The organism is Hyphomicrobiales bacterium (assembly GCA_017642935.1).
Taxonomy (GTDB): Bacteria; Pseudomonadota; Alphaproteobacteria; order Rhizobiales; family MH13; genus MH13.
The window spans coordinates 1-750 of sequence record JAEPOK010000009.1 but is presented as its reverse complement, the minus strand read 5'-3'; the positions used below and the strand labels follow the sequence as shown (position 1 = coordinate 750).

1 tRNA gene and 1 rRNA gene are annotated in these 750 nt (G+C 47.7%); both read left to right on the top strand.

Features of this window, described 5'->3' with window-relative positions:
• Positions 1-65 precede the first annotated feature (65 nt).
• Positions 66-139, top strand: a tRNA-Ala gene (locus JJ917_17815).
• A gap of 148 nt (positions 140-287) precedes the next feature.
• A 23S ribosomal RNA gene (locus JJ917_17810) occupies positions 288-750 on the top strand; the annotation flags it as partial.

Genomic DNA, 750 nt, shown 5'->3' with positions numbered 1-750 from the left:
TATCACGTAATGGTGAGCACGTTATCAAAACCGTTAACTGTTAACTGATAACTGCCGACTGAAACGGGGGATTAGCTCAGCTGGCTAGAGCGCCTGCCTTGCACGCAGGAGGTCATCGGTTCGACTCCGATATTCTCCACGAGTCCCTTTTGGGACATAGGTTCATTGACATATTGGGACGGAGCGCGGCGGTATTTTACCGTTGGCGTGAAGTCAAAAAGAAGAAACACGAAGTAGAATAGAACAATTAAGGATTACGAGAGGGCGTCCCATATTTATATGGGATGCGACAAGCAAAAGAAGGGCGTATGGGGAATGCCTAGGCTCTCAGAGGCGATGAAGGACGTGATAAGCTGCGAAAAGCTGCGGGGATTGGCACATACAAATTGATCCGCAGATATCCGAATGGGGCAACCCAGCATATTGAAGATATGTTATCCGAAAGGAGGCGAACCCGGAGAACTGAAACATCTAAGTACCCGGAGGAGAAGAAAACAAAAGTGATTCCGATAGTAGCGGCGAGCGAACTCGGATTAGCCCAAACCAGTGTTGTTACGGCAATGCTGGGGTTGTAGGACCACGATATTTGATGCGTAATGAATTAGAACACTTTGGAAAGAGTGACCAGAGAGGGTGATAGTCCCGTATAAGTAAAGATCGTTATTGATAGTGGTATCCTGAGTAGTGCGGGGCACGTGTAACCCTGTATGAATTTGGCGGGACCATCCGTTAAGGCTAAATACTCCTGAG